The sequence below is a fragment of the Salipiger sp. H15 genome (assembly GCF_040409955.1).
Classification (GTDB): domain Bacteria; phylum Pseudomonadota; class Alphaproteobacteria; order Rhodobacterales; family Rhodobacteraceae; genus Salipiger.
This window is the reverse complement of record NZ_CP123390.1, coordinates 149621-169393: the sequence shown is the minus strand read 5'-3', so window position 1 is coordinate 169393 and position 19773 is coordinate 149621. Positions and strand designations below refer to the sequence as shown.

Here is a 19773-nt window from a genome sequence, read left to right as displayed (position 1 = left end):
TCGCCGGACGCGCTATCCTTACGCCTTTCGCTCGGCTTCGTACTCCGCCAGCAGGGCCTCGGCATCGTCCTTGATGTCGGGATGCACGAAGACGCCGTTCTCGAGGATCAGCACATCGTCGAACCAGATCGTGGCGCGGGTCGAGATCCCGTCGAAATGCGAGCTGGCGATCTGCCCGTGCGGCGGCATGTCGAGCGGCGAGGTGTGGCCGAAGCCGAAGTCGATGCCGCCCCAGATGCGTTCGTCCTCGACGATTTCCCAGCTGAGGTCGCGCACGCCCGCGCAGAGACCGATCATCATGTGGCTGATCTTGCGCATGTTCTCCTCGTCAAAGCCCTCGACGTAATCGCGCAGAAGGTGGCCATGGGAGCCGCCGTAGCCGGTGATCCTGCCGTTCCGCATCTCGAACTCGACGGTTCCGCCCTGCGACAGGTCGGCGTGCATGATCATGTCGAAGACGATACGCCCCTCCATCGTGCCGGTCTTCGGCACGAGGTTCACGTAGCCGGGTGCGGTGCCGAACTTCTTCTTCGAGAAGTCGCCGCTGTCGAAGTCGATGACGTGGGTCGGGTCCAGATCGAAGGTCACATCAGTCCCGCTGGCGCCTTTCGCGCGCACCCTTCCGGCCTGTTTCGCCAGCGCGACGATCTTTTCGATGATCCGCGCCATCCGCGAGATGTCGAAGTCGCAGAACACCCGCTCGAGGCTGTCGATGCTGCTGCCCGCGAGCACGTTGTAGCGGATCCGCTCGTTCGCCTCGAGCACCCGTTCCCACATCGAGGAATAGAGCGTGAAGGCCTCGTTGTTCTCGATCCAGACGTCGGCATGTTTCAGCGCGGCTTCCATCGCCGCGGCGGGCCAGTCCGCCATGCCCGCCTCGCCGTTGTTGCGGGCCTTGCGGAACTGCAGGACGAGCGGCTTGGCATCGACCTCGACCGCGGCCTCGTAGAACCCCCGGGTGATCTCGGGATCGGTGCCGTCATCCGCGGTGAGGGCCACGACCTCGCCGGGCTTGACGGCGAACATGTCCTGGATGATCCGGCGCGCAACGCGCATGTGCTTGTCAGAGACCTTGGCGGTCATTCGGCTGTTCCTTCCTCTTGGGGAATTGTGGCGAGGGTTCGCTGCAGCACGGCCCAGACCTTCTGGACCGACGAGATCTGCACCCGCTCGCCGGGTGTGTGGGCACCTTCGATATTGGGCCCGTAGGAGACCATCTGCATGCCCGGGAACGTGTTCGACAGGATCCCCGTCTCGAGGCCCGCGTGAATGGCGATCACGGCAGGCGGCTGGCCATGGATCGCCGCACAGGCGTCCGACATGACCTGCAGGAGCGCGCTGTCGGGGACCGGCTCCCAGCCCGGCGCGTCGTTGGCGCAGGTGATCGCGGCACCCGTCGGCGCAAGGCAGTCCTGCACCGCCCGCAGCACGGCGGGCTTGTGGCCCTCGACGCAGCTGCGGGCGAGGCAGACGATCCGCATCCGCCCCTCCGCCACCCTCGCGGTGGAGAGGTTGTTCGACGTCTCGACCAGGCCGGGCACCGAGGCGCTCATCGCGATGACCCCCGTCGGCAGGCGGCGCAGGGCCTCGACCAGCGCGGCTTGGAACACGGGATCGAGCCCCTTGGTAACGGCGCCCGTCACCGGCTCGCAGGTGATCCGCACCCCTGCCTCTGCCGCGAGGTGGGGCACGATCAGCTCCGGCAGCGCGGCTAGGGCCGCTTGCAGCATGGGGACTGCCTGCGGAGCGACGGCGAAGCGCGCGCTGGCGCTGCCTGGGATGACATTGGCGACCGTGCCGCCTTCGAGAAAGGTGAGAACCAGCGGCACCGCCTGCCCGAGGCGGGCCAGCGTCTCGGCCAGCGTCGCAATCGCATTCATCCGGCCAAGGTGGATGTCGAGCCCCGAGTGCCCGCCCAGCCCGCCGTCGACCCGCAGCTCGAACTGGCAGGAGCCGGCATCCAGCGGGCGCTCGTCGCAGAGGCCCTCGGCGACGATATCGACGGCACCGGCGCAGCCGATGGTCAGCTCGTGATCGCTCTCCATGTCGAGGTTGATCAGGTAGCGCGCGCTCAGCTGGTCGGCGGTCAGTGCCTCAGCGCCGGTCATCCCGACCTCCTCGTCGACGGTGAAGACCGCCTCGATCGCGGGATGGGCCAGCTCGGTGCCGGTGAGCACCGCAAGGGCGAGGGCGACGCCGATGCCGTTGTCGGCGCCGAGCGTGGTGCCATTGGCGGTGACCCAGTCGCCGTCGACGACCAGCTCGATCGGGTCGGTGTCGAAGTCGAAGCCGCGGCCCTCCACCTGCTGCTGCACCATGTCGAGATGGCATTGCAGCGCGACGGCGGGGCGGTCCTCCATGCCGCGCGTGGCGGGCTTGCGGATGACGACGTTCCCGCGTGCGTCGGTGCGCGTCTCGAGGTTCAGCGCCAGCCCGACGCCCTGCACGAAGGCGGCGGCCTCCTGCTCCTTGCCCGATCCGCGGGGGATCCCGCTCAGCCGCGCGAAGTGATGCCAGACGGCATGGGGTGAAAGCCCCGAGAGTGCTGCAGTCGCGTTCATCGGAATATCCCTTCGGCGCCGCGGGGTCCGCCGCGGCGCCCGTTGTCTCAGGCCCTGCGCCCGAGCAGTTTCGCCAGCACGAAGTAGAGCAGGGCGGTCGGGATGAGCGCGTCGATCGCGGAGAGGCCGGTCAGGCTCAGCAAGCCGTTCTCGGTGAGATATCCGAGCGTCGAGCCGAGGGCCCAGGATACCAGGGCCGGCCAGCCGATGGCGGGTGCGGCTTCGAGCCGGCGCAGGTCATAGTCGCGTCCGCGGATCAGGAAGAAATCGACGACGTAGATGCCGACGAGCGGCGTGGTGGTCACCCCGATGAACAGCAGGAAGGTGGTGAACTCCCCCGCGAGGCCGCCCATCGCTGCAGCGGTCGCGACGACCGCGCCGAGCACGGTCAGCTTCCAGCTCGGGACCTTCGTCGCGATGGTCGAAAGCGTCAGCGTCGACGAGTAGAGGTTGGTGATGTTGGTCGACCACGTGGCGAAGACGAGAACGAAGAGCGCGGCGAAGACGACCCCCATGCCCGCCATGATCATGATCAGGTCGGACTCGCCCGTGCGCACCGCCGGGATGGCCGCCAGCAGCGCCACCATCGGGAAGGTGAAGCCCAGCCCGACCACCGAGGCGATGATGCTCTCGCGGCTGTTGGGGCAGAAGCGGGTGAAGTCGGGCATCAGCACGGCGGCAATCACGAAAAGCCCGATGACCGTCGAGATGAGCGAGACCTCGGCCTCGGCGGTTGCGCTCCGGGACCAGTCGAGCGCCACATCGCCGCTGCCGGTGGCCTGCAGCGCGACATAGACCATGAAGCCCGCGAGCAGCGGCACCGAGAAGCGCGAGAACTTCTCGATCATCTGGAAGCCGAAGATCGTGGTGAGCGCCATCAGCACCGAGCCCGCCAGCGTCGCGAGCTGCACGTTCAGGTCGATCCCGAGCATGGTCTCGAGCGCCTGCGAGATGGCCAGTCCGAACTCCTCGCAGGTGACCGCGTACCAGCCCAGCAGGATGACCGCCATCAGGAGGTTGACCAGCTTGGCGCCGGTCCGCCCGAAGGAGAACTGCAGGATCATGTAGGTCGAGAGCCGCGACTGCGCCCCGACCATGCCTGAGAAGACCGAGATCAGCGCGACGATCCAGCTGCCCGCCCAGAACCCGAAATTGGCACTTCCGAGGCCGTTCTCCTGCGCCAGCCAGGAGCTGTAGGCCAGGACCGGCAGCGTGATGCCGATCGCGCACTGGATGATCGCGATCTGGAGGCCGCGCGTGTTCACATGCGCCGGGACCGGCTCGCGCGTGTAGTCTTCGGTCAGCGTTTCGAGCCGCGAGGCTTCGGGTCTCATTTCCGTGTCTGCCATGTTCCCCCCCTGCCGCATCGTTCCCGAGAACGGGGCCAGGTCTGTTTTGTCCTAATGCAATTAGCCTAACATGATTAGGTTTTTCTTCCTAACGAAAATAGGTAAACTTCCGGAAGGATAGGAATGTGGGCGGTTGCCTGAGATGAAGACACGCGGCGCGGGCGGTTGGAGGTACAAGGTGACGGGCAGGAAAAACTCAAAAGATCATATACTTGATGTTGTCGAGCAGCTCTGCGCCGAGGTCGGCCCCTACCGTCTGCGGCACGCGCAGGTGGCCAGGCATCTCGGGATCAAGCCGCCGTCACTCTACGCCCATTTCCCCTCGATGAACGACATGCTTGCCGCAGCGACACGGCGCGCGCTCGAGGCGATCCGCGCAACCTACGAAGAGCTTGGCGAATCGATTTCGCCCGCGGCAGCGCTCGACCGCAGCCAGGCGCGCCAGGTCGATCTTCTCGTCGCCCGACCGGGGATCGCGCGGCTGGTCCTGTTTGACCTCAGCCAGCCCGGCGGGGCCGAGACTGTCGCCTGGGACATGCCCGAGATCGAGCAGATCACGGCCTGCGAAGAGGCCCTCTTCGACCGCGCCGTGGCAGCCGGGCAGATCCCGGCACAGGATTTTCCGATCTGGTTCAGCACCCGCATGGGCGCGCTCTACGTCGGACTTTCCTACGAATGGCTGCGCCCGGAACCGAAAGACCCGTCGCGTATAATGATGCTCAAGAAGTCGCTGCAACTGACCAAGTGTTCGCGAAGCTTCGCGCCCGATATGAGCTGAAGTGCTGACCCGAGCGACGCCTTGTCATTCTGCCGGCGGTGCGCGCCGATCTGGTCGACGCCGCGGACTTCATTGCCTTGAACAATCACGAAATCGGAGTGTCGTTCCTAGCCGCGATTGAAGCGAATGGAGCAGGTTGCAGAGCGCTCCACCTAGAGCTTTCTCCGGCGCGACGATGTGGACCAAAGGAGGAGCGTGGCGCGCCACGGGCGCTACCTGATCTTCTTCCTAAAGGAAGGGCAGGGGGTCGGGACGTCAGGGCATTGCATGGCGCCCGTGATTTGCCTGGCCTCATTTTCTGACCGGTAGTTTGCTCGCCCAAGTGTTCCGGACCGTTGCAGTTTCAGTCGGAGATCTTCTTCATGAATTGAGATTTCAAGCCCATCTGACCAATGCCCGGAACCTTGCAGTCAATGTCGTGGTCTCCGTCCACCAAGCGGATGCCGCGGACCTTGGTGCCGACCTTGACGACGGCAGAGGAGCCCTTGACCTTCAGGTCTTTGATGACTGTCACGGTGTCGCCGTCGGTCAGCACATTCCCCACGCTATCGCGCACCTCTGAAGTGTCGCCCTCGGCTTCGGTAGGCCGCCATTCATGGCCGCACTCCGGGCACACGAGCAGGGCGTCCATCTGATAGGTGAAGCTCGAAGCGCATTCTGGGCATGGGGGCAGGGCATCGGTCATCGCAGTCTCTTTCCTTTCAGGGGTTTTGTGTTTGAGCGCCGTGGATTCGTCGCGGGGCCAGCTGCTTCCAACCCGAAAAAACCGTTTGGGGGATAGATGTGTCCCTCGGGGTCGGTTCTCTCCCAGATGCGGGTGTGTGCGATACGTTCCGCGGGCCGGACGAGGCCGCTTCGCTCCATTCGCCGGAGAATGTGAAGGATACCGCTGTTGCTGAGGCCGAGCATATCTCGGAGCTCTGCCTGGGTGCGTGGCTTGGCCAGGGCGTCATAGAGCGACTCCTGGCGTTGCTCCGCGGGGCTCAGGGGGCGACCGAGTGCTCTTGAGCGGGACCAGCGGTCAGGCATCGGCTGTTTCGCTTTTCTCTGCGACGGCGGCGCGATGATGTGCAACGGCCTTGGCAACATTCGCGGCATGATGGCAGAAAGGAGGCTGCAGGCCATGCACGCGCAGGGAGCGCAATATTGAAGGGCGCGCGCCAGCGGTCCAGAGGGTCACGCTCTGACTGTCGGCTTTGCGGGAGAGATCGAGGAGCATGTTGCTGCCGGTGGCATCGAGTACCGACACATTCGTCAGGTCGAGGATCAAAGCCGACTGATGCTCGTGGATGCGGTCGAGCGCGGTGGCGATCGATCCCGCAGCCCCGAAAAAAAGAGGTCCATCGATACGGTAGACCAGAATATCCTCGTTTGGAGCTAAAGCGGGCGCAGCTTGTGCAAGACCGACGTCCGCATGCGTGTGTGCGGTCACCGAGGTGGCTTTACTCATGCGTTGGATAAACACCACGCCGCCCAACGCAATGCCGATCACAATTGCCTCAGTCAAATCACGGAAAACGGTGAGCAAGAAAGTTGTCGCCAGAACAACGCTCTCACCGATGCCGGAGCGAATGAGGATCCGGATCGCACTCTGGTCGATCATGTTCCATGCAACTACGGCGAGTACGCCGGCGAGCGCGGACAATGGGATGAAGGCGGCAAGCGGCGCAGCAATCAGGACGAAGACCAGGAGAAACACGGCATGCAGCATGCCCGCCACGGGACCGTGAGCACCTGCACGGACATTGGTCGCCGTCCGCGCCACGGTGCCTGTGACGCAAAATCCACCAAAGAGGGCAGCGCCAATGTTTGCGACCCCTTGCGCGACCAACTCGCAATTGGAGCGATGCTTCCTCCCAGTCATCCCATCTGCAACCACCGCAGACAGCAATGACTCGATGGATCCGAGCAACGTGAAGGAAATAGCCGCAGGAAGCACCGCCGAGATTTTCTCGAGCGAGACCTCAGGCAAAGCTGGGCGTGGGAGCGCAGATGGTATGCCTCCAAATCGAGAGCCGATGGTTTCGACGGGCAGGCCAAGAACAAAGGCGCCACAAGACGCCACGACTATGGCGATCAGCATACCTGGCCACGTTGGACGGACCCGTCGCAGCAGCAGTATCAGGGCAACCACGGTGAGCGCGAGCGCAATTGCGGCAGGGGTGATGCTCGTCCGAACTTGCCACAATGCCGCGATCTTCTCGAGAATCTCCCCGGGTTCGTGGAGCAACGCTAGGCCGAGCAGGTCCTTTATCTGGCTGGCAAAGATGATCACGGCGATTCCGGCGGTGAAGCCAACGGTCACGGGGAAGGGAACGTATTGCACGAAGCTGCCGAGCCGCAACACTCCGACAGCGGTCAGCATGATCCCGGAAAGGCAGGTTGCCAGAATGAGCCCATCCATTCCGTGCTTTGCAACAGTTGCGGCCACAAGGATGATGAATGCGCCGGCCGGCCCACCTATCTGGAATCGTGAGCCCCCGAGGAGCGAGACCAGAAATCCGCCGAAAATCGATGTGTAGAGCCCCTGTGCCGGGGTTGCACCGGAGGCGATCGCGATGGCCATCGATAGAGGGAGTGCAACAATGGCTACAGTGAGGCCGGCGATCGTATCCTTGCGGAGCTCGGCTGCTCCATAGCCCTCACGCAAGACCGTAAGCAGCTTGGGAGTATAGGAAAGCAGGAGAGGGCGCTCCATCCGAGAAAGAGCTTTAACGTCAGTCATATCGTGGGCCGCACCTTGGAAAATAGGGCGGCGGGATCGTCGGCAGTATGTCGGCGGTCGCCGTCGCAAGGAATTAATTGATGTGAAGACGCGGAGATTTCAGTCGAACACCCCGTCCACCAGCGGAACTCGTCATGCCCTCTCCGATCAATTCAACGCCAGCAAGGTTGAGAGCATCGACTACCTTCACGAGGCTATCAACGACTCCACGTACGTTCCCGGTACCAGACTCCATACGTTGGATGGTCGGCACCGAAAGCCCTGAGAGCTCTGCGAGGGTCTGCTGGCTGATGCCAAGCAGCGCGCGTGCCGCGCGCATCTGAGCGGAAGTGATCATGCGGACCTCGTCTTGAGATATCACGCAATGATCGTTCCCACAGCGGAAGTGATAGATCAAGTATCAGTTGTGGCGCATAGAAAATCACTTGATTGGTGGATTATGGGAGGACGGCGCGTCGACGTCCTTAGCCTGCCGTGGTTGAAACCTCTCAGGACCAGGTGGAAACCAGCTCAATCCTTGGGAAACGAGGTCTGCCACGACACGTTCTAAGCACTATACGAACGAGGCGAGGCTGCGGAAATCGACGCGGATTTCTTCGGGTTCGGAAGGGACTGACGCTGGACAGGATGCAGTCACGAAAGTGCCGTTTCTGCGTGGGTTGCAAGCGAGAGTTCCCGACCTACCGCTACGACGCGAATGGCGGTCTTGGAGGCAAGACCCTTCCGTAGCTCCGCGATCACCGGGCCCGTCGAGAAAGTCGCGGGCCCAGGCTGAATCCACAAACAAATAGACGCTCACCCCTGCCCAGAACGACGATCCAATCCCCAGATTTTCCAAACCAATCCGGGCACCTAATATATTTTGTCTGCTGCTTCGGGTGCGACTTGTAGAAGCTTTTCAACGGGGATCTTCAGATCGTAGTCGATTGCGAGATGGGCTTGGGTTTCGGCGGGGCCGCAATGGCTGCGGGTTTGGGGCTCTGTCTTCCTGGAAGGTCAGCCGAAGCCGCGGGTGCCGACCTTGGCGCAGGTTGCGTCGTGCGGGCACGTCAATGGGGAAATGCACAGCTCGTGTTCCTTGGTTCTGCCGGGGCACTTGGCCCCGGCGCTAGTCAGGCCAGCTCTTCTTGATGCTTGCCAAGCTGCGACATCAGCAGCGGCAGGTTGATGCTGAGCCAGGTCTCGGCGATGAGCCCACCCTCCATGCGGTAGAGCGCGACCCCATCGAAGACGACGCGGGCACCATTGGGCCGGATGCCGTGGAACTCCCCGGAATGGGTCGCCCAGATTTCCCAATGCGCCGAGACGAAGTCCTCGGTTGCGAGGGTCTTCAGCGTCTCGAAGCTCATCTCGCTGAAGGACTGGCGGAAGACCCGGAAGAAGGCCTTGTAGCTCTCCCGGTCGCGGAACTCGCCGTCCGGGAAGCCCGGAAATCCGTGGCAGACGATATGCGGCACAACGGTTTCGTCGATGATCTCCACGTCGTCGATCTGCGGCGAGTGGGTGCCGGCCAGAAACCGTGCCACGGTTTCCCTGTTGGTCTTGATCCTTGCGTCGGTCATGTCGTTCCTTTCGTTGTGAAAAGGGATTTTGAGAAAGTCGCCGGTCCCGCAGGCCGCAGGCCGCGGGGCCGGGCTGGCGGTGGAGAGCTGGGCGCGGACTTCAGTGGAGATCGCGGATCAGCCGGAAATCGCGTCCGTAGCGGGCCGCGTCGGGGAGGTCCTCGGGGGTAAGCCCGATGTCCCGCAGCAGGTGATCGTCCAGCTCCCGCAGATCGCGAATGCCGCGCCGGATGCTGGCCTCGCGGACGAGCTGGCGAAGCCGGTTCGTAAGGGGGTTGCCCTTCGGGCGGGCCCGGAACAGGGCCCCGGGAAAGGTGCGCATCGGTCTGTCCTTTCATTCTGGCCGCGTCAGCCGAGGGCAGCCTCCAGCTGCGCGGCGGTTTCGGAGGGGATGGCCCCGGTCGTGCCCTGGCCGTAGGCCGTACGGAGCGTCCGGGTGAGAAGGTCTAGGCGGCGCGCAGGCGGCAGATGCCCCGAGAGGACATGTGCGGGAGCAAGCGCATCGAGGCCGTTCAGGATGGCACCAAGGGTGGTCCGGTCGAGCGCTGCGAGCCACGGCGCATCCACCGAGGACCAGCCAACGAGACCATCGCGCAGCGCCTCCGCGCCGATCTCCTCGATTCCGCCGACCCTCTCCGGCAGCAGGGCTCCGAAAGCATCGGCCGCGAAGAGGATGCGCTCGCTCGGGTCGAAGAAGCCCATGGTTTCGGGCGCGTCGTAATAAGGCGGCCGGACCTGGTGGACCCGGTCCGCGCCGAGCTCGAAGTCTTCGCCGGGCTGCAGGATCCGCAGGCGCTCCGGCGTGTCGAACCCGAGCAGCGAGAGCTTCCCCGCGCCGAGGAAATTGGTGACCACCTGCGCTTTTGGCGCCTTCGCGAGAATGGCCGCAAGGTTGCCGACATGGTCCGCGTCGGTGTGGCTCAGCCAGATCCAGCGCAGGTCACCGGGATCGACCTCGGAAAAGAGCGTCTCGATGAACCGGTCGGACAGAGCGGCAAGGCCGGTGTCGACAAGCATGGGCTCCGCCCCCTTTCTGAGGAAGGCGTTGACCGGAAGGGCGCCGAGCCCGGACACCGGTAGCCACGAGGGCAGCACGGACCATGTCTCGGTCACCTTCTCCGCCGGCATTTGTACCGGGACGTCGTTTTGGGTCATGCGATCTCTCCTGTGATGCGGGGGCCGGGAGCCGCGCAGCGCGGATCCCGGTCTTTGTTGCGCGGCGCTCAGCGGGCAGCGCGGGCGACGTTGCCATGCCAGTCCGCCGCGCCGACGGTGCCGTCCTGCAGGATGGCACCGGTTCCGCCCGGCACATCGGTGGCGGCAAGTCCAATTCCTACGAAGAGGATCAGTATGGCGAGCACGCGGCCCAGATCGGCGATCTGCGGAGGGTGCCTCGCGGGAGCGGTCTTGAAAGAAGGGTGAAGGTCGGTGTCCATGATGTCCGGGGCTCCTGTCGATTTCCCCGGAAATATGCCAATCTGGAGCTTACCGACCGAGACGCTCCCCAGCATGAGTTCGTGAAACTCCCTCATGAATGAGACGCGAAACATCTTCCCGTTGGAAAAGCTGGTGCAGTCGATGACTGTTCTTGCCGCGGTTTACCGCCAGCGGAGCTTTGCCGGGGCAGCGCAGGAACTGGGACTCGATCCCAGCGGCGTCAGCCATCGCATCCGCTCGCTCGAGGAGGCGCTCGATCTGGTGCTCTTCGACCGCACCACCCGCAGGGTGCATCCGACCCGTGCCGGCACGCTCCTGTGTGGCGCGGCCATCCGCACCCTCGACGAGGCCGCGCGGGCACTCGACGCGGCGCGGGACCTGCGGTCGGAAACCTCGATCCGCCTGTCTGTGCTCAGCGCCCTCGCGATGAAATGGCTTATCCCGCGGCTTCCGGATGCGCAGCGCGCAGGCTTCGACCTCTCCGTCGACGTGCGCGAGGAAGCGGTGAGCTTCGAGAAGGGCGACGTCGACGCGGGCTTTCGTTTCGGCCCAGGCCCTTATCCGGGGCTTCACGCGACCCGGCTGGCTCCCTGCGATCTGCAGCCGGTCATCGGCGCCCGGATGAGCCGCGCAAGGCCGCCGGACGAGGCTCTCATGCGTGATGGCCGCACCCCTCTGCTCGGCGCGCGCGGCGCCGAGAAATTCGGCACCGGCGGAACCTGGGCCGACTACTGGCGCCTGCTGGGCCGGGACGCGGACAGTCCGAACCCCAGGATCAGCTTCGATCGTTCGGACCTCGCGATCCAGGGCGCGGTGGGAGGGCTCGGCATCGCCCTGGGCCGCACGCTGCTGATCGAGGACGATATCCGTCACGGGCTGCTGATACCGGTCGGACAAAAGGTCAGAGCATCGTCCTCCTGGTGACTGGTGACCACGCCGGAGCTTGCCGGAACGGAAGGCATCCGGCTGCTGCAATCCTGGCTGAAGGAGCAGATCAGGCTGACGCACAGTCGTTCATGAGCGCTGGCTGAGGCCAGGAGCGCCGGGGATGCTTCTCGCGTCCGCAGCGTCCGTGAGCAGCGTGGTACTTCAGGGTCTCGACTGCGCCGTTGCGTTGATCGCGCTGGCGTTCGCCGTGACCTCTGGTCTTCGCGCTCTCAAGGTCATGCGCCTGAAAAGGCGACCAGGAAGGTGCACACCTCGCATCCGCGATGCGGCGCCAACTCATGCATGTACGACACGTTTCGGAAGCGCGCCGTCATCTGCAAAGCGTCGGCGTCTTCCGGCAGGAGGTTGACTACCAAGGCGCCACGACATCTCAGCCGAAGCTCCTCTTTGACAGCGGGAGTGCCGTTGGTATTTAATCGCGTCGAACAGCGAAGGGCGCCCTCCCTCGTTACGACCGCTCAGCGGCTATGGTCTTTGGTTCCTGACCATTTCAACAACCGTGCAAGCCAGCGCTGCAATTCCGCCAAAGAGCACTGACGCGATGCCGAGGGGGAAGAGGATGGTTCTGGAGGAGACGAAGTTTCCGGTGACTTCGGCACCGAAGGCCAGATGGTCGGTCGCGAGCATCGCAACACCGACGCCAATCAGGACGAGACCGCCAAAGAAGATGATTTTCTTCATACCTACGCTTCAACTCATGCTTTGTTCGACTAAATATTCATTCCAGCAAATACGAAGCAAAAACGGTGACCAAGAACATCTGCCGGGGCTCGGTCTAAACCCAACGTCAAGCAGGTCACCATCCGCGTAAATGCACGCAAAACGTGCATTGCTGCACAATAGACGCCGCGCATCCGCCAGCCCGACGGAAGCGGTGCCCGAGTGGCCGTATTGATCTCCTTCTCAGGTTCTCAAGGTCCTACTGTTAAGATGTGGCGCCCTCGGCGGAAAAGCTCAGCAATCCCCGCTGTCAATCCTCCCTTCCACGCTGGATCATCACATTGATATTGTGGACACAGTCGCGTCGCACCTCCTCGAAGCTCATGTTGGGCCCGGTCCGCGACTTCACTTTTGCGAGCTAATTGTCTGCGTCCGTGGGAGGCGCTTGTCACTCTACGCCGTCGCGCTTTATCAGCGTCACGACAAGCGTACGCCGCCTCCTGCAAGGCTAGTCGCAGTGAACCATAGCGCTGAGGTTCATGGTGATTTCGGCGCTTACGGTGTCGGGCGTGACTTCTCGCCGGAAAGTCCCCCCAAGCGCGGAGAGCATGCGAACGCACATGCGGGTTCCGAAGCCGTCTTCGGGGCCGGGATCTGGCGCCAGCTCGAAGCGTCCGCTTTCCCGCCAGCTGACCTCGAGACTTTCCCCATTGATCCGGGAATGGACAGTGACCGTGCCGTTGTCCTGCCCAAGCGCGCCATATTTGACCGAGTTGGTGCAGAGCTCGTAGAAGACGAATGCGAGGGGCGTTAGGGCTCTATCCGAGAGAAGGACGTCAACGCCTTCCAGAGCCAAGGGTTCGGCTCGAAAAGGTTTGACGATCACGCCCACCAACTCGCTGAGCGGAATGCCTGCGCGCAGCGACGCCAGGGGATCACTGACAGCAAGGGATTGTGCCGAGGAGAGTGCCACCAGCCGATCCTTCATCACCCTTGCGAGTTCCTGTGCCGTGTCGACCCCGCGCGCGCAGACGCTGATCAAGCCGCTGGCGATAGCGAAACTATTGCCGACCCGGTGGCGCATCTCGGCAAGAAGGATCCGTTGCTGCTCCTCAACCTGCTTTCGCAGGCTGATGTCTCGCGCAATCTTCGAGGCCGCGACGATGTTTCCCGCCGCATCCTTGACGGGAGAGATAGTGAGAGAAAGATCGACGAGGTTGCCATTCTTGCGGCGTCGGACTGTCTCGAAATGTTCAATCCGCTCGCCGAGTTTCAGCCGCCGGATGATGTCGACCTCTTCGTGTAGGTGGTCTTCGGGGATGATCATCGTGATGGGACGACCAATTGCTTCGCCCGCGGCATAGCCAAAGAGGCGCTCCGCGCTTGGATTCCAGCTCATGATGCGGCCATCGAGAGTTTTGGTGATGATGGCATCGTGCGAGCCCTCGACGATCGCGGCGAGATGGCTTTCGAGGGCGCCTTGGAGCTTTGGGGTGCTTTTCCGTTGTTTGTTCATCGCGGTATCACCCTCGCGTTGATCTTGGGTGCACATGTCTCACGCCGGACGCAATTTTGGATCAGGGTAGGTTTCGGTCCAAGTGGAAAATCTTGGCCCCATCCCACGTAGCTGACTGGCACCATGGTCAAGTCTGCTCCGCTTCCGGCTCCTCCTCGATGTGGAAGGCGGCGTCGGTCTCGAGGCGCAACGTGCCGTAGCGGTTGCGTCTGAAGATGCCGAGACTTGTCACGACATGGTTTTCGGCCCTTTCCATTACCATGACATGAGCACCATCCCAGACATGCCCTTTTGGGCCGCGCACAATGACAAAATCACCCATGAGGCCGTGTCTTCAAGTTGTTCCGAGAAAATCTGCAGACTGCAAAGGAATTCCTTCACCTCTCCACCGCCAGTCATCATGACGCTGGACTTCGCCAAGGCGATGGTGCGACAGTGATGGCGTCTCCGAAAGTGGCTGGTTCCTCGTTGGTGCCGTTGCTGCGGACGGTCTTTCTATCATCTTTGCGCTGGACCGCATCAATTTCACGAAAAATGTTTCTCAGGGTTTTATTCGATTTTTTCCGCATTCCGGTCGCCTGGTTTCGAAAATATCCGGCTTCCATCGGGGCGGAAACTTCGGGGCTTGTCGTGACCGGCCGCATCGCGGATGCGAACACCGCTCGACTACCGGCCTCTCAGACGCCCTTGGAAGCGGCCTCCGCGCAGCTCCCTGCGCGGCTGACTGCGTCACAGGGAGATGAAGCGGCACCCCGTGTTGGCCCGGTCGCCAGTGGCCCTGTTCAGGCCCAGCCCAAAGCGGAGTCGCCAAGTCTCGACGCGTCCGTGGTCGCCTCCAAGGAGCTTGCGTCGCCACCGCGGGCTTGGCGCCGGGATCTCGCCATCGTCGATGGCATGGATGTTATGTGTTGGGAGGATGGGGCCGCAAATCTGGACTCGCTGCGCTCCGTGATCGATCTGCTGCAGGAGCGACGGGTCACACCGCATATCGTTCTGGCCCCTGACGCCTGCCGGACGTCGTTGGGCGGAGATGGTGATCTCCGCGCGTTCCGTCGGCTTCTAGGGCGTGACGTGAACGTCGACGTCTGCCCGTCGGAAAAGTCGGTCGCGGCTTGGGTGATCGAGCTGGCGGGCGATTTGGGGGCGCCTATCGTGTCGAACGATCCTTACGACGCATGGCCGACCGCCCGTCATATTCCACGCCTGCAGGGCTATTCGGTTCATGGGATTGTCGGACTTCTCGAGCCGATGGCGCTGCCGAGGGCGTGATCGGGCTGATGCGCATGGAGAGGCTCCATTTGCGCTGCTGATGGCGTGATCACCTGCAGGATTTCCCGGTCTTTCCGATGGAACGCTGTGCTGCAGGAGAAGAGTTGGGGTGGTGGGTGCCCCACGTGAGCATCACGTCCCGCGCCGGGCGGGCTCGGAGGGCCGATGGCGGGGGCAAAGGCGCTCGCTCCTCGTCATTTTACCGCGCGCGCCATCTGAAGTGAAACTGCTTGGTGCGGGGGAGCGCTTTGCGCTAAAAAAGAAATGGTGCATGGCATCGTTGGGACGCATCCAGTCGCGACGTGCAGGACTGCGATCGGACGCAAGGCGGAGCGCGCCTCGTGGGACAGCATGCCAGTGTCACGTATTCCTATGGGAGATTCTCACATGGCGCTTTTCAGCTCCGAACAAGGCAAGACCATTGAATGTCTTCTGGAACGCGGCCTGTCCGATTTCGAGATTGCAAGGAGGGTGTGCCCGGAGGGCGAGGACCCCGAGCTATTGCTCGAGGCTGTCGCACTGAGGCGCGAGCGTCAGGAGCGCTGCGACAGCGTGTGATGATCGCCCAAGGTTCAATGAACTGCGCGCAGGTCTCGCTCGTCAGGCGAACCCGCTGGCTGCGCCAGCTTTTGTGGGCGCTGTGTGATCTTGCCGGAATTTAGTGGCCCGCCAATCGTTCATCTCCCCTGTCGTCTCGCCAGGTCAGAAACGCATTAAGCGTCCGCTGAATCCGCGATGCCGAGCCGATCCTCGCTTGTGTCAAACACTTGAAGTGCCGAGTGAACTGCAGCGAGCCCAAGCGTAGGCAATCATTCGGGTCAATGTCGGGCGCCTCGCACGAGGCGCCCTGAAAATCAGACGACTTGGTCCTCGAGCCTGGCGCCCTCCGCGTTTGCCTTCACCGAAGCGATCCCCGCTTCGCGAGATGACTCACTGCTGTAGGCTTCGCTGGTGCCGATGACTTGGCCATTGCTGGCCTTGAGATTGAACATGGGCTTGCCAGACGAAGTGTCCTTGCGCTCGTAGCGCTCATCGAGCGGCGCGTTTCGACGAACCGATGAGATCCCATTCTCCGCGCTGGCCTTCTGTGTGTACCCCTCACTGACGAGGATGATTTCCCCGTTGCCGGCTTTCAAGCGGAACCGGAACTCGCCGGCCTTATCCTTGTAGAGCTCGAACTTTCCTGCCATTTCTCCAAATTCCTCGTTACATCCTTCGGTGCACCCATCGTGCAACCAGTGCCGTCCGGTTGGCAAGTCATTGGTAAAACTGCAGGCGTGGGCGTTTAATCGCTGGCAGCGTTTGAGGCAGAGACCATCGGCAAGGCCGTCCTGGGGGCGGTCTCAAGGGCTCCAAGAAGGGTGGGCGCGGCGCCCTTCGCGGCCACGTCCCGGCGGCGGCCGAAGCGGACGGGGCGACGGATTTGGCGAAGTTTGAGGAGGCCGATGGGGATGTGCTGCAAAAGGAGAGTCAGGAAGGTTGGGAAGACTTTTCCACAGGGGGCCCATCTTCCTCTCCTCACCGCCGGGCCTGAAAAACGGTCCTTGGCCCTGAAAACTGTACCTGCCGCGGCGATGGCATGAATTCTGTCACCGGGTCCGCGAGTTGGTGTCCGAGGAGCTAGTGTAATTTCGACGCCGCTGACGGTGTGATCCCTGTGACAGGGCACATCGCCATCGGAGAGCACCTTCTGCGTCCGCTCGATGAGGTTTGGCGATTATTCCTCTTTCTCAGCTGTCGGGTAGGCACTCGCTGCCACCCCTGCCGGCCTTGGGGGCACGTCGATCCAGGCTTCCCCGCTGGCCAGGATGCAGGCGAGCCCATCTGGATGCTGGCAAGGATCGTCCAGTTTCCCTCCTCGGCTGCGCGCCAGACTTCCAGCATGCGCGTTGCAGACCGAAGTCCACGCCCGACAAGCGCTTCGTCGTAGGTGCTTTCGAGCGTTCCGGTGATGCTCTCGTGGAGCCCGCAGGCCATCTGCGCCGATGCCGGCGGTCCAGCGGTAGCCAGTCCAAATGTCAGGCTGAGACTTATCAGACGTTTCCACATGATCTTCTCCTTCCCATTCCCGGGGTCGGAGAACTCAAGGGCAACGACCCCAGCTCCAAGTTGCGTCATATATATGGTGTCTGAGTGTCGCGGTTACGCCGAAATATTCCGAAGATTTGATCCGCCGCGTGAGAGATGGTCTTCGTTGTGCTCGCTTATTCAGGTGCCCCCGAACTACTTGCCCATAGAGCTCGTTACTCAGCTCGCGACCGGGTCGAGACCGGCCCCCGTGTCATTTCCGGGCCGTCAGACCTGACCTGTCGGGCGCAGTTCCACTGTGAGATGCGTGGCCACAATCCAAGGTTTTGCGTGTGTGCATCAAAAAATACTTTGCTGCAGGCTGTCAGTTGTGTGTATCAATGCCATATTTGATGCACACAATCGAAACGCAGGTAAAAGATGGATCCGATATCGCACTCCCGCGCCGCCCAAGTCGCGTATCAGGACTTGCTGCGCATGCATCTCGACGAGGCGGCGTCGGAGATCATCGGCAGTGTAGAGGAGCGTCACCGCAATGGGCGGACCTATCTCTATGACCGGTTCCGAATCGGGACAGAGATGAAGAGCCGCTACCTCGGCGAGGATAGTCCAGACTTGCGTGATCGCCTGGAACGCGCTGCCGCTTTGAAAGCAGAGGCGCAAGAGCGAAGAAAACGCATGTCGCGTCTGGCGCGCGTTCTAAGGGCCGAAGGCATGATAGGAACTGATCGGGAGACAGGCTCATTACTCCTGGCGTTCGCGCGCGCCGGCGTCTTCCGGCTAGGCGGTACGTTGATTGGGACCGGAGCCTATGCGCTCTATCAGGGGGAACTTGGCGTTCGCTTTGACTCTGACGAACTTGCCCAGACAGGGGACATCGATTTCGCGAGCTTCGAGCGGCTCTCAGTGGCACTGGGCGACCGGGTGGAAGAAGAGCCAGGGGAGATTCTTCGGTCGATGAAATTCGAAGCCGTCCCTGGGGTTTATGATCGGCAGATCTGGAAGTGGCGTCAAAGCGGCGGCGAAGCCATGGTCGAGTTCCTGACACCGGCTTTCGGCGACGAGGGCATCAAGCCGCTTCCGGCACTGGGTGTCAGCGCACAAGCATTGAACTACCTCAATTTCCTGATTGCGGAGCCGATACACGCTTTGGCGCTCTACCGCTCCGGAGTCCTTGTGCAGATCCCGCGCCCCGAGCGCTTTGCAATCCACAAGCTGATCGTGGCCAGCAGACGGCATGGCGGGCCGGACGAGGCGAAGGCGCGGAAGGACCGAGCCCAAGCGGAGTTCCTGATCCGCATTCTCGCGGAAGATCGGCCCGACGATCTCGCCGAAGCATACGATCACGCAATGTCGCAAGGCCCCCGATGGCGGGAGCGGATCGCTTCAAGCCTTGGACGCATGTCGGGCACAAAAGGCCTTCTGAATGGGCTCGCGTGACCTGATGAGGATGGTCGCCCCGGTGATCAGGACCTTTGGTCTGCGTGACGAAGGACTTCGCCCGGTCATCTCGACGGCTTGTCTGAGGTATCCTCAGACTGCAGTGGAGTGCGCGCCCCTGAGTTTGCCCCCCACAATGTCTAGTCGACGGGGACCGGTGAAGGTGGGAACCAGTCGCCGGACTTCACTACCTCCTTCGGAACGTAAGCGCGGAACGTCAACGAGAAGTTCTGCCCCGCCGGGCTTGGCAGCCAGTTCGCCTCGGGGCTGCCATCGGGAAGCTCTGCGGAGACCACCAGCGTCAACGAGCCGTCCTCCTCCCGCGCGAGCGGAGAGTAGGAGTTGAAGTTGTAGCGCTGCAGGGGGTTCTCAACCACGCGGTAGTCGGGGAGGTCGACAAGAATGACCGACCAGTAGCCATCGACCACCGTCTCCGGCAAGGCATCCGCGTCGAAGTGCAGCTCGTAGGTCTTGTCGCCGCTGAGCGCCGCGCCATCGGCGTCCTGCGTGCCGACGAAGTAGATGACCTCGTCGCTCGCGTTCGCCCAGATGCCGACAAGGTTGGCCGCTGTACGAGTGCGATACTCGGCACCGTAGGTGCCGGCGGTCAACGTGCCGAGCCAGCCGCCCTGGAACTTCCCCGCCTCGGAGACGGCGGATTTTAGGAAGCCGGGGATCACCTCGTCCGCGAGCGCTGCGGCGATGCGGTTGCGCTCCGCGGGGTCGTCCGTTGCCTTAGCCACTGCCATGACCTGCGCCTGCATGCGCGCGGCGGCGGGCGAGACATCTATGGCGGAGGTCAGCAGCTCCTCGGCAAAGTCAAAGATCTCGACCCCGATCAGAGAGACGTTGTCGAAAGCAGGGAGTTCAATCGCCGGGGCGATCTCGGGCTGGCCCATGGTTTCGACGGTGAAGGCCTGCTGCAACTCTACCGCCGCATCGCTGTCGGTCTTCAGCTCGACCCGTGCCAGCATCTTGGCCTTGCTGCCATGCAGCGGCACGCGCACCACGCCTTCCAGCAGATCGATGGTCGAGCCGGGCGTGACGAGGGCAAAGGCACCGTCCGGACTCAGCGGGTAGGTGCGCTCGTTGATATTGGTGACGACCTCACCCCATTCGTCGATGATCTGGGCGGTGTAATAGCGGCCCTCGACTTGCGGGATCGACAGGATCGCGGCGGATTGATCGTCCACCCCAAACCAAGTCTCGAGGTAGGCGACGTCGAGATTGGGGTTCACGAAATCCGCTGAACCGACGGGATTGTATTTCACCACGTTGTAGTCGACGCCCTCCTCGGCGAGGTCGGTCTGTTCCTGTCGCACGACGAGGGCGCGCGACAGCAGGTAGACATAGGCATCGCTCAGCACTTCGTCGCTGATCTCGGCGCGGCCCCGAGCCGGGAAGGTAACCATCAGGGCGACGAGGAGCAGTGAAAGGGCCTGTACAGCCATCGCGCGTGCCAACATGCGGGGGTGAAGGTGACTCATCTTCTCGGCTCCT

21 protein-coding genes are annotated in these 19773 nt (G+C 62.7%); 5 read left to right on the top strand and 16 right to left on the bottom strand.

Annotation, left to right across the window (positions count from 1 at the left end; translation table 11 throughout):
* Positions 1 to 18 precede the first annotated feature (18 nt).
* Genes PVT71_RS29195 through PVT71_RS29185 form a run of 3 tightly spaced genes read right to left on the bottom strand, consistent with a single transcriptional unit; the run spans position 19 to position 3910 of the window.
* A complete protein-coding gene (locus PVT71_RS29195) occupies positions 19 to 1083 on the bottom strand; it encodes a hypothetical protein (RefSeq protein WP_353476774.1) in 1065 nt (354 codons plus the stop codon).
* Positions 1080 to 2561: a beta-Ala-His dipeptidase gene (gene pepD, locus PVT71_RS29190; RefSeq protein ID WP_353476773.1), complete on the bottom strand. Its 1482-nt coding sequence runs from the start codon at positions 2559 to 2561 to the stop codon at positions 1080 to 1082. The genes PVT71_RS29195 and pepD overlap by 4 nt, the downstream gene beginning before the upstream one ends.
* 47 nt (positions 2562 to 2608) lie before the next feature.
* Positions 2609 to 3910, bottom strand: a complete 1302-nt coding sequence (locus PVT71_RS29185) for a cytosine permease (protein ID WP_353476772.1) — start codon at positions 3908 to 3910, stop codon at positions 2609 to 2611.
* Positions 3911 to 4052: 142 nt separating this feature from the next.
* Between PVT71_RS29185 and PVT71_RS29180 the strand changes: the two genes are divergently transcribed.
* The gene (locus tag PVT71_RS29180) at positions 4053 to 4688 is read left to right on the top strand and encodes a TetR/AcrR family transcriptional regulator (RefSeq protein WP_353476857.1); all 636 of its coding nucleotides are present in this window, start codon (positions 4053 to 4055) and stop codon (positions 4686 to 4688) included.
* Between the two features lie 343 nt (positions 4689 to 5031).
* On the opposite strand, the gene PVT71_RS29175 is transcribed toward PVT71_RS29180, so the two are convergent.
* The 8 genes from PVT71_RS29175 to PVT71_RS29140 all read right to left on the bottom strand — a co-directional run bounded on the left by PVT71_RS29175 (position 5032) and on the right by PVT71_RS29140 (position 10411).
* Complete coding sequence (locus tag PVT71_RS29175) at positions 5032 to 5373, bottom strand: zinc ribbon domain-containing protein YjdM (RefSeq protein WP_353476771.1); 342 nt, start codon at positions 5371 to 5373, stop codon at positions 5032 to 5034.
* A complete protein-coding gene (locus PVT71_RS29170) occupies positions 5370 to 5597 on the bottom strand; it encodes a hypothetical protein (protein WP_353476770.1) in 228 nt (75 codons plus the stop codon). The genes PVT71_RS29175 and PVT71_RS29170 overlap by 4 nt, the downstream gene beginning before the upstream one ends.
* Before the next feature lie 112 nt (positions 5598 to 5709).
* On the bottom strand, positions 5710 to 7413 hold the full coding sequence (locus PVT71_RS29165; RefSeq protein ID WP_353476769.1) for a SulP family inorganic anion transporter: 1704 nt from the start codon (positions 7411 to 7413) through the stop codon (positions 5710 to 5712).
* A 73-nt stretch (positions 7414 to 7486) separates the two neighbouring features.
* Positions 7487 to 7750, bottom strand: a complete 264-nt coding sequence (locus PVT71_RS29160; protein ID WP_353476768.1) for a helix-turn-helix domain-containing protein — start codon at positions 7748 to 7750, stop codon at positions 7487 to 7489.
* A 775-nt stretch (positions 7751 to 8525) separates the two neighbouring features.
* Positions 8526 to 8975, bottom strand: coding sequence for an ester cyclase (locus PVT71_RS29155; protein ID WP_353476767.1), 450 nt, complete (start codon positions 8973 to 8975; stop codon positions 8526 to 8528).
* Positions 8976 to 9075: 100 nt separating this feature from the next.
* Positions 9076 to 9297 carry a DUF1127 domain-containing protein gene (locus PVT71_RS29150; RefSeq protein ID WP_353476766.1) on the bottom strand — a complete coding sequence of 74 codons (222 nt, stop codon included), beginning with the start codon at positions 9295 to 9297 and terminating at the stop codon, positions 9076 to 9078.
* 26 nt (positions 9298 to 9323) lie between these two features.
* Positions 9324 to 10130 (bottom strand): MBL fold metallo-hydrolase, encoded by an 807-nt coding sequence (locus tag PVT71_RS29145; protein ID WP_353476765.1) that lies wholly within the window; start codon positions 10128 to 10130, stop codon positions 9324 to 9326.
* 68 nt (positions 10131 to 10198) lie between these two features.
* Positions 10199 to 10411, bottom strand: coding sequence for a hypothetical protein (locus tag PVT71_RS29140; RefSeq protein ID WP_353476764.1), 213 nt, complete (start codon positions 10409 to 10411; stop codon positions 10199 to 10201).
* A gap of 94 nt (positions 10412 to 10505) precedes the next feature.
* Between PVT71_RS29140 and PVT71_RS29135 the strand changes: the two genes are divergently transcribed.
* Positions 10506 to 11336: a LysR family transcriptional regulator gene (locus tag PVT71_RS29135; protein ID WP_353476763.1), complete on the top strand. Its 831-nt coding sequence runs from the start codon at positions 10506 to 10508 to the stop codon at positions 11334 to 11336.
* Between the two features lie 489 nt (positions 11337 to 11825).
* On the opposite strand, the gene PVT71_RS29130 is transcribed toward PVT71_RS29135, so the two are convergent.
* The 3 genes from PVT71_RS29130 to PVT71_RS29120 form a co-directional block, all read right to left on the bottom strand.
* Positions 11826 to 12041 carry a hypothetical protein gene (locus tag PVT71_RS29130; RefSeq protein WP_353476762.1) on the bottom strand — a complete coding sequence of 72 codons (216 nt, stop codon included), beginning with the start codon at positions 12039 to 12041 and terminating at the stop codon, positions 11826 to 11828.
* A 487-nt stretch (positions 12042 to 12528) separates the two neighbouring features.
* Complete coding sequence (locus PVT71_RS29125; RefSeq protein WP_353476761.1) at positions 12529 to 13572, bottom strand: PAS domain S-box protein; 1044 nt, start codon at positions 13570 to 13572, stop codon at positions 12529 to 12531.
* Positions 13573 to 13663: 91 nt separating this feature from the next.
* Positions 13664 to 13858, bottom strand: coding sequence for a hypothetical protein (locus PVT71_RS29120; protein WP_353476760.1), 195 nt, complete (start codon positions 13856 to 13858; stop codon positions 13664 to 13666).
* A gap of 17 nt (positions 13859 to 13875) precedes the next feature.
* On the opposite strand from PVT71_RS29120, the gene PVT71_RS29115 reads away from it, so the two are divergent.
* Positions 13876 to 14805, top strand: a complete 930-nt coding sequence (locus tag PVT71_RS29115) for a hypothetical protein (RefSeq protein ID WP_353476759.1) — start codon at positions 13876 to 13878, stop codon at positions 14803 to 14805.
* A 387-nt stretch (positions 14806 to 15192) separates the two neighbouring features.
* Complete coding sequence (locus PVT71_RS29110; RefSeq protein ID WP_353476758.1) at positions 15193 to 15363, top strand: hypothetical protein; 171 nt, start codon at positions 15193 to 15195, stop codon at positions 15361 to 15363.
* Positions 15364 to 15659: 296 nt separating this feature from the next.
* Here the strand turns inward: PVT71_RS29110 and PVT71_RS29105 are convergent, their stop codons facing one another.
* Positions 15660 to 15995 (bottom strand): YegP family protein, encoded by a 336-nt coding sequence (locus tag PVT71_RS29105; protein ID WP_353476757.1) that lies wholly within the window; start codon positions 15993 to 15995, stop codon positions 15660 to 15662.
* A gap of 1258 nt (positions 15996 to 17253) precedes the next feature.
* Here PVT71_RS29105 and PVT71_RS29100 point away from each other — a divergent pair.
* Positions 17254 to 18273, top strand: coding sequence for a GSU2403 family nucleotidyltransferase fold protein (locus PVT71_RS29100; protein WP_353476756.1), 1020 nt, complete (start codon positions 17254 to 17256; stop codon positions 18271 to 18273).
* A 140-nt stretch (positions 18274 to 18413) separates the two neighbouring features.
* Here the strand turns inward: PVT71_RS29100 and PVT71_RS29095 are convergent, their stop codons facing one another.
* Positions 18414 to 19760, bottom strand: a complete 1347-nt coding sequence (locus PVT71_RS29095) for a DUF1214 domain-containing protein (RefSeq protein ID WP_353476755.1) — start codon at positions 19758 to 19760, stop codon at positions 18414 to 18416.
* Between the last annotated feature and the right edge of the window lie 13 nt (positions 19761 to 19773).